The sequence below is a fragment of the uncultured Microbacterium sp. genome, assembly GCF_963521695.1.
Lineage (GTDB): Bacteria > Actinomycetota > Actinomycetes > Actinomycetales > Microbacteriaceae > Microbacterium.
Map to the genome: position 1 here is coordinate 20,172 of NZ_CAUQWC010000014.1, position 6,836 is coordinate 27,007.

At 66.7% G+C, this 6,836-nt stretch carries 7 protein-coding genes; 5 read left to right on the forward strand and 2 right to left on the reverse strand.

Annotation, left to right across the window (positions count from 1 at the left end; genetic code table 11):
- The first annotated feature begins 104 nt into the window (after positions 1-104).
- Positions 105-971, forward strand: a complete 867-nt coding sequence (locus RWP81_RS02170) for an AraC family transcriptional regulator (protein WP_314451791.1) — start codon at positions 105-107, stop codon at positions 969-971.
- A gap of 260 nt (positions 972-1,231) precedes the next feature.
- Here RWP81_RS02170 and RWP81_RS02175 read toward each other — a convergent pair whose 3' ends face one another.
- Positions 1,232-1,486 (reverse strand): hypothetical protein, encoded by a 255-nt coding sequence (locus RWP81_RS02175; protein WP_314451793.1) that lies wholly within the window; start codon positions 1,484-1,486, stop codon positions 1,232-1,234.
- Between the two features lie 302 nt (positions 1,487-1,788).
- Here RWP81_RS02175 and RWP81_RS02180 point away from each other — a divergent pair, with 302 nt between their 5' ends.
- Positions 1,789-2,046, forward strand: coding sequence for a hypothetical protein (locus RWP81_RS02180; protein ID WP_314451794.1), 258 nt, complete (start codon positions 1,789-1,791; stop codon positions 2,044-2,046).
- Entirely contained in the window at positions 2,043-2,360 is a 318-nt protein-coding gene (locus tag RWP81_RS02185) for a type II toxin-antitoxin system PemK/MazF family toxin (protein ID WP_314451796.1), read from the forward strand. The genes RWP81_RS02180 and RWP81_RS02185 overlap by 4 nt, the downstream gene beginning before the upstream one ends.
- A 548-nt stretch (positions 2,361-2,908) precedes the next feature.
- Here the strand turns inward: RWP81_RS02185 and dnaB are convergent.
- Positions 2,909-4,276, reverse strand: coding sequence for a replicative DNA helicase (gene dnaB / locus RWP81_RS02190; RefSeq protein WP_055952596.1), 1,368 nt, complete (start codon positions 4,274-4,276; stop codon positions 2,909-2,911).
- Between the two features lie 614 nt (positions 4,277-4,890).
- Between dnaB and RWP81_RS02195 the strand changes: the two genes are divergently transcribed.
- Positions 4,891-6,279: a hypothetical protein gene (locus RWP81_RS02195; protein WP_314451800.1), complete on the forward strand. Its 1,389-nt coding sequence runs from the start codon at positions 4,891-4,893 to the stop codon at positions 6,277-6,279.
- Positions 6,280-6,357: 78 nt separating this feature from the next.
- The coding region (locus RWP81_RS02200; protein WP_314451803.1) for a chaplin family protein at positions 6,358-6,836 on the forward strand (479 nt) is incomplete at its 3' end.

Here is a 6,836-nt window from a genome sequence, read left to right on the forward strand (position 1 = left end):
AAAACGGAGGCGCACGCATCCTCGACGGTTTCCGATCTGATCTGACCGGGATAGTAGGGTGCCGATCGCGATGACCCGGAAGTGTGGGTGTCGAAGGAGGCGCCGTGATCGCGGAACTGAACAGACTGGTTGAGCTGGTCGAGGTTCGTCTGAACGATGGCCTCGACGTGGCCGTGTTGGCGACCGAGCTGGGCACGACGGAGTACCACCTTCGGCGGATGTTCTCGTCGCTGGCAGGGATGCCGTTGTCTGAGTACATCCGACGTCGTCGCATGACAGTCGCGGCAGCAGACATCCTTGGAGGCGACGGCCTGCTGAGTATCGCGGTGCGCTACGGCTACGGGTCGAACGAGGCCTTCGGTCGAGCGTTCCGATCGGTGCATGGCGTCAGCGTCAGCGACGTCAGACGAGATGGCGGCCCCCTTCGCACGCAACCGCAGCTCAGGTTCCACCTGACCGTAGAAGGGAACATCACCATGGACACCCGCATCATCGATCGGACGGGCTTTCGCCTCGTCGGCCACGCCACCCGGGTGCCCCTCATCCACGAGGGCGTCAACCCGCACATTCAAGCCCATATCGCCTCCCTGCCAGCTTCGGAGCATTCACGCCTCAGAGCCCTGAGCGACACCGAACCGGCCGGCCTGCTACAAGTCAGCGCCGACGTCGATCCGGACTACACCGAGGGAACCGAGCTGACCTACCTGCACGGAGTCGCCGTCACCGGCACAGACCCGGCCCCGGACGATCTGGACGCGATCGACGTCCCGGCCGGCACGTGGGCCGTGTTCCGCACCGAGGGCGAGTACCCGGCTGCATTGCAGGAAGCGTGGGCGGCGACGGCGACGGACTGGTTCCCGTCCAACCCGTGGCGACTCCGCCCGGGACCATCGATCGTCGCGGTGCTCGACCGCGCCGACGGCTTCAGCACAGCAACCTGCGAGTTGTGGCTCCCCGTGGAACGCGCCTGATCGAGGGGACCCGTCCGCAGTGATCTGTTGGCGGGTCCGCCGGCGGCGGAGGGGCCCACGACGCCTCTCACACCTCGGGACATCTTCGGCGGGAATCTGACATCTACCGCAGGTAATCGCAGCGTGATGTAGGAACCGGTCAGAGATGTCCGTGAGCCCTCCTTGCCCGCAGCGGATATCGTCGGGAAATGTCCACATCACGACGCCCCAGGCACGGCACCGTTTGTCCACTTCGGAGGCGACCGCCGAAGTAGTTCAAGTCAAGAGTTCTGACTCTTCGCAAGCACCGCGTCAGCATCGGCAAGCAGCTGCTGGACCCGCGCCTGATTCTTGAACACGTTCCCCGGATAGGCGTTATCCGGGAAGACGGCCGTCAGCGCAGCCAGGAGCAGCGTGGCCTGCGACTCCACACCCGACAGCACTTCAGCGAACTCCGTCGAAGGATGCGCGAGCGTCTTCGTGCCGACTCTTTGCATGATGAGGTGGGCGATCACGCGGCGCGCGTGAATCGCCACCCCTGCTTCAACCCCGTCAGCATCGGCCTGATGCGAATCGAGAACCCGGTCGACTTCTGCCGTGATGGCGACTGCGCGATAGAGCAGCAGTGGGTCGGTCGTGGAGGTGAGTAACTGGACTTGAAGCCGCTACCCACTCGACTGCATGCTGGCCCCAAAAAACGGGAAGTGAACGGATGCGGAACCAAATCGTGCAAGTGGCCGATCGACAGGGTGAAGCCGCGGGGATGCGCCGTCGCCGCTCGTGAGACGGCGCATGCGCCGCTACCTGTGTGTGATACAGATGTATTACACTGGGGTTTATGGCTACCATCTCTCCCGAACAGCGGCTCCTCGACGTGATCGAGGGCAAGACACAGAGCGCCGGCGTAACCATGCGAGTGGGCGCCGAGGATGCCATTATCTTGGTCGACTTGATGAAGGGCAGTCGAGCCGGCGTCACTGAAGTCCTGCGTCGCGGCATCCGTCGGGTCCAGCAGGAGCAGTGGGAGGACCAGCTGCGCCGCGAGGCCGCGACGCTGGCCGATGAGGACCTGAACGCCGAAGCTGACGCCTGGTGATCCGCGGCGGCATCTACCAGATCGACCTCGGCCAACCGCGCGGCCACGAGCAAGGCGGCAAACGTTACGGTGTGGTGGTCTCACCCACCGACATCGGATTGTCGGTGGTCACCGTGGTTCCCACTTCGAGAAGCGCCCAGCCGTCCGTGGTGCGCCCGGAGGTGGAAGTCCTTGGCGAGATGACCCGCCTACTGGTCGACCAGATCCGCTCGATCGACGACCACTACGTCGGCGAAATGGTCGGCCTGCTCTCCCACGACGACTACCGCGCGTTGATGGCTGTCCTCACGCGCTACCTCGATATCGAGCTCTAACCCAAGAGCCCCATGAGGCCCACTGTGACCGATTGGGCCGCGTGGCATGGCCACGCGTGCGATGCGGATCGGCGGCATCGACGGGTTCAACGTCGGCAAGAGGACTGAGGTGCTTTCCAATCGACTGTCATCCCGCAGCGCTCCGGGCCCAAGCCCGCACCTCGGATCCGAGTTGTCAGGGCTCTTCGGTGGATTTCGGTCGCCGTTTCGAGCGGAACGTACGCCGGTCGCCCAGCGTGCAGAAGGAGCTGATTGACGTGCAGTAGGAACGGCGTCGACGAGCGGTGCGCGTTGACCCTGTCCATCTCGACGCCCGTTGACTGTGCCCTGAACGCGCACGCGAGCGCCGTCGCCGATGAGTCTCTAGGAACGAGGCCCATCCTCATCAACTGACCCGAGGGCGAAGCGCTCGTCCGCTACCTGTGGTCGACGCCGTCTCGATGTGGAGGCTACACCCACGCAGGCCTCAATTGCCGAAATGTCCATAAGGACATCGCGTGGACATTTCATCCGCGAAATGGACATTTCAGAAAAAACTACAACTCGAACTACATCCCCGGCGCCATATCCGCGAACCGCGAATAGTGCCCCTGGAACGCCACCGTGATCGTGTCCGTCGGCCCGTTTCGGTGCTTCGCGACGATCAGGTCCGCCTCGCCCGCGCGCGGCGAGTCCTTCTCGTACGCGGCCTCGCGGTGCAGGAGCACCACCATGTCGGCATCCTGCTCGATCGAGCCCGACTCACGCAGGTCGGAAAGGGCCGGCTTCTTGTCGGCGCGCTGCTCGGCGCCACGGTTCAGCTGCGAGAGGGCGATGACGGGAACCTGCAGCTCTTTGGCCATCAGCTTCAGCGCGCGCGAGAACTCACTGACCTCCTGCTGACGCGACTCGACGCGCTTTCCGCTCGTGAGCAGCTGCAGGTAGTCGATGACGACCATCTTCAGACCCTCGCGCTGCTTCAGGCGTCGGCACTTGGCGCGGATCTCGACCAGCGTCATGTTGGGGCTGTCGTCGATGTAGAGGGGAGCGTCGTTGATGCGACCGCGCGTGGAGGCGACGGTGGTCCAGTCGCGCGAGTCGAGCGTTCCCTTACGCATGCTCTGGAGGGGGATCGAGCCCTCGGCGCTCAGAAGACGCATGGCGATCTCGGAGCGACCCATCTCGAGCGAGAAGAAGATGCACGGCGCGTTCGACTTGATCGCGGCGGCGCGGGCGAAGTCGAGCGCGAGCGTCGACTTACCCATGGCGGGGCGCGCGGCGAGCACGATCATCTGGCCCGGATGCAGACCGTTGGTGAGCTGGTCGAGACCGGCGAAGCCGGTGGGGATGCCGGTCATCGACCCGTCGCGGCCGCGAGCCGCCTCGATCTCTTCGACCGCGGCATCCACTGCCATCGTCAGGGGGATGTAGTCGTCGGCGCTGTCGTCGCCCGAGACGTTGTAGATCTCTGCCTGGGCGCTGTTGACGAGATCGACCGGATCGCCCTCGCCGGCGTACCCCATCTGAACGATGCGCGTGCCGGCCTCGACCAAGCGGCGCAGCAGCGCGCGCTCGGCGACGATCGAGGCGTAGTAGCCCGCGTTCGCCGCGGTGGGCACGATCGACGTGAGGGTATGGAGGTAGTCCGCTCCCCCAGCTCGCTGCAGCTCGCCGGTCTTGATCAATTCGTCGGTGACGGCCACGACGTCGGTGGGCTCACCGTGCGAGTACAGGGTAAGGATGGCCTCGAAGATCAGCTCGTGCTTCGGCACGTAGAAGTCGCCGCCGCGGAGCGTTTCGATGACATCGGCCACCGCATCTTTCGACAGCAGCATGCCACCCAGGGCGCTCTGCTCGGCGAGGATGTCGTGCGGGGGCGTGCGCTCGGGACGCGGTGCTTTTCCGAGACGCTCCTCGGCGATGTCAGCGATCGACACGGGCTCTCCTTCTGCTCTCGGGCCGCCCCTGCGCCCCCCTCACGCGCGCGCGAAGGATGCGATGGCGACAGGTGGAACGACCTCGGGAGCATCTGATCACCGACGTCCGACATCGACGCGCGCGGCAGGGTGACAGGGATGCCCGAGGGGCTGCCCCCACGGTAGATACCACCCTCGACCCACGCAAATGTGCCTGTGGATAACTCTGTGGAGAGTGTGCGGGAAACGCCGCAGTCTCTGTGCACAACTCCTGTGGACAAGTCGGTGGATGACTGTGGATTTGACGCGCTATTTGCACCCTCACCTGGTTTTTATTTGTCCACAGGTTGTGTGGGGAAATCCCGGTTGAAGTAGGCGTTGAAGGTTCCTCGACTTGACAAACGCATGTGTACAACTCGGGGGATAACTCGGCGGCGGCGTACCGACGGACGGCATCCGATGTCAAATCTCCCGACACCTGGGCGTGTCGCCCGCCACCATCTCGTTACGTACGCACTACTGACCGTTCACCCGCCCTCTTTCGCCCGCGCGGATCCAGGCGTATCGTCGCCGACCTGAGTCACCGACGATTCACCTTTGGGGGGCGAATCATGGATGCCACGCTGAGGACGGGGATGCCGCGCACTCTGCGCGTGCTCCTGCTCGGTGTGCTCGTGTCCCTCGCCATCGCCGTGCTCTCGCTCTTCGCCAGTCCGACGTCGGCATCCGCGGACGACTCCGGGTCAGGATTGGTGGGGGCCGTTGGATCGACGGTGAACGGCGTGACCGACACCGCCGGAGACGTCGTCGAACCGGTCGCCACGGCCGTTGTGGAGCCGGTCGCGAACACCGTCTCGGAGCCGGCGGCCAGCGACGTCGCGGCGCCGGTCGCTCAGACTGCAGAGCCGGTTTCCGGCGCGGTCGAGCCGGTCACCAAGGCCGTCGAGCCTGTCACCAGCGCCATCGAGCCGGCTGCCCGGGCCGTTACCGAACCCGTCACCACCGCCGCGAAACCAGTAGTCGCCGTCGCGGAACCGGTAGCCACAGCGGTCGTGGAACCCGTCGTCACCCAGGTCGTCGAGCCCGTCGCCTCCGAGGTCGTCGAGCCCGTCGCGACCGCAGTCGTGGAGCCGGTCACCGCCGCCGTCATCGAGCCGGTCGCCGCCAATGTCGTCACGCCGGCCGTTGGGGTCGTCGCCGAGACGGTCACACCCGTCGCCGGAGCCGTCACGGCCCCCGTGGCGCAGCTCGTCTCCCCCGTCACCGGGGTCGTCACCGACACAGCCCCCGCCCTCGTCAACACCGCCAACACGCTCGTGGGTGGCACGGTCGGCACCGTTGCCGACGTCGTCACCGGCGTCGCCTCCTCGGGCGTCGTGGGCGCGATCGTCGACCCGGTCGTCGACACCGCCGAATCCCTCCCCATCGTCGGTCCCGTCGTCGAGCAGACCGGTCTGGGTGGCGTCGTCACCGGCGTGGCCGGGGCCGTCGACGAAACGCTCCCGGTCGTCGTCGGTACGGCGCCCGAGATCGCTCCGGTCGTCCCGTCGCTCCCCAGCGACGGCGGCGAGGTGCTCTCCCCTGCACCCGGCGTCACGGCTCCCCCCGTGACGCCGCCGGCAGCCCCCTCGGGCATTCCGGCGCCGGCCGTACCGGAGGTCCTCGAGACGGTGACGGCTCCCCCGTTGCCCGCCGTCTCCGTCGCGGCCACGACGACACGCGATTCGACGTTGGTTACGCAGGTCGCGCGCTACTTCGAGGCCGTGGCCCCGGCATCCATCCCCTCCTCCACTGAGGCGCCCGCCGCCCCGGTCGACTCCGAAGACGCCGCTCCCGCAGCGCTCGGGGTGGGCGCCGGCGCGGGATCCTCGGCATCCGCGGGTTCAAGCGCCGCAGGAACGACCGCCGCCACCGCCGATCACGGCGCACTCTTGTTCGCGCTGGCTCTTCTCGCTCGCGGGGGCGACGTCGACGACGACCTCCCCGGCATTCCCGTCTACGACACCGACGCTTCTCCTGACTGAGGCCGGTCGCGCCGTGCTCTGCGCGGCAGACGACCCCGCGCGTTCGCGCACCCTCACTCATCTACAGGAGAAACTCTCATGCGCAAGTTCTACTCGCGTGCCCTCTGGGGCGCGCTCGTCGGGAGCGGCTTGGCCGTTCTCGGATGCGGCATCGCGAATGCCGCAGACACCTCGGGAGCGGGCGGACTGCTCTCGGGCGACCGGGCCCTCGTCTCGGTCGACCTGCCCGTTACCGTCGGCGGCAACGCCGTCTCGGTGATCGGCGACAGCCACACCTCGGATGCCACCACGTCCGGCGGATCGTCGGGTTCCGGCCACGACGGCTCGACGGAGGGCGGCTCCGGGCACGGTGGCTCCGGCCACGACAGCAGCGGTGACAGCTCGGGTGGCTCCGGCCACGATGGCGGCGGCTCCAGCTCGGGTGGCGACGTGACCACCGACGGATCGGACAGCCTGCTCGGCGGCAACCAGGGCATCGTGACGGTCGACGTTCCTGTCACCGTCGGCGGCAACGCCGTCTCGGTGATCGGCGACAGCACCACCTCGGATGCCACGAC

Coding starts and splice junctions, on each gene's coding strand:
- RWP81_RS02180 (WP_314451794.1), top strand. CDS start 1,789: ATGGCTACCATCTCTCCCGAACAGCGGCTCCTCGACGTGATCGAGGGC.
- RWP81_RS02195 (WP_314451800.1), top strand. CDS start 4,891: ATGCCGCGCACTCTGCGCGTGCTCCTGCTCGGTGTGCTCGTGTCCCTC.